The following is a 1,444-nucleotide window of genomic DNA, read 5'->3' on the forward strand; positions in this document are numbered from 1 at the left end:
GGTGGCCGGCCGCAGCGGCGTCGGCCGCACCACCCTGTACCGCTACTGGCCCGACTCCGCCGCCCTGATCCGGCAGGTGCTCAGCCAGATCTTCGCGGTGGAGCACACCGCGCCGACCGGGCGGCTCCGGGAGGACCTGATCGCGGAGCTGCGGACCGTACGGACCATGCTCCAGGACCCCACGCGCGATCGCGCGCTGCGGCTGCTCATCGACCACCCGCCCGTGGACCCCGCGTCCGCCGAGGTGCTCGACTCGTGCCGGCGCAAGGGCTCGGAGGTGGTGGGCGAGATCCTCGGCCGGGCGGCGGCCGAGGGGCGGTTCACCGAGTCCTTCGACCTCGACGAGGGGATCGAACGGCTGCTGGGCCCGGTGATCTTCCGGCGGCTGTACGCGGGGGAGGACTTCCCCGCCGCGCAGGTGCCCGGCCTCGTGGACGCGTACCTGCGGGTGCACCTGCGCGGATCCGCCGCCTGACGGCCCGCCCCCGTCCCCGGGACGGGAACCGGCCCGTGCGTCCGCGCCGGGGGAGGGCGGTCGCACGGGCCGGGGTCCGGTGGGGCGTCAGCCGACCTGCTTCTCGACCTGCATCTCGACCTGCTCCCCTGCGGGCTCCTCCGCCGCCGCGGCAGGGCCGGGGCGTACCGCGGACGGGCGCAGCGCGACGCCGCACAGCAGCGCGGTCGCGCTGAGCACGCCGGCGACGAGCCACAGGGAAGGCCCCATCGCGCCGACGAAGGCGTCGGGGTAGGGCTGCGACCGGAGGTTCTCCGCCAGTCCGGCCTGGAGCACGGCGCCGCCTCCGGAGTGGTCAGCGCCGCCCAGGACGGTGCCCAACTGCCGCGCGGCGCTGACCACTCCGGAGGCGGCGCCGGCCAGGTGCGGCGGGACGTCGCGCATGGCGAGGGCGTTGGCCGGCGCGAAGACCAGGCCGACGGCGACGCCGAACAGCACCATCCCGGGGAGCGCCGACCAGGCGCTCGACCCGGTGCCGCTGGTGGCGATCAGCACGGCGATCGAGGCGGCGAAGACCAGCAGCCCGGGTACGACGATGGCCCGGGGGTCCGTCCGGTCGGCCCACCTGCCCGCGAACGGCGCGATGAACAGCGAGACCAGCGGCGCCGGGCCCATGACGAGGCCGGCCTCGGCGGGGGAGAGGCCGAGGACGCCCTGAAGGTAGAGGGCGTACGGCAGCAGCAGGCCCATGGACGCGAACAGGGCGGCCATCAGCACCGCGTTCATCACCGCGAAGCGCCGCTCGCGCAGCAGCGGGAACGGCAGCAGCGGCTGGTGCTGCTGCTGGGAGCGCTGCTGGAGCACGAAGGCCAGCAGGACGAGCACGCCGGCGCCGCCGATCACCGGGATGCCGACGATGCCCCGGACCTCGCCCCAGTCGTACCGCTCGCCCTCGATGAGGGCGAAGACCACGAGGAGGACCCCGGCGGT

General features: G+C 75.6%; 2 protein-coding genes. One reads left to right on the forward strand and one right to left on the reverse strand.

The features are described 5' to 3' along the window. Window positions 1–475, forward strand: a 475-nt coding sequence (locus tag H5J30_RS33070) for a TetR/AcrR family transcriptional regulator (RefSeq protein WP_181791398.1), incomplete at its 5' end; no start/stop codon positions are given. 87 nt (window positions 476–562) lie between these two features. Here the strand turns inward: H5J30_RS33070 and H5J30_RS33075 are convergent. Continuing rightward, window positions 563–1,444, reverse strand: an 882-nt coding sequence (locus H5J30_RS33075; protein WP_181791400.1) for an MFS transporter, incomplete at its 5' end; no start/stop codon positions are given.

The sequence above is a fragment of the Streptomyces phytophilus genome, assembly GCF_013870535.1.
Classification (GTDB): Bacteria; Actinomycetota; Actinomycetes; order Streptomycetales; family Streptomycetaceae; genus Streptomyces; species Streptomyces phytophilus.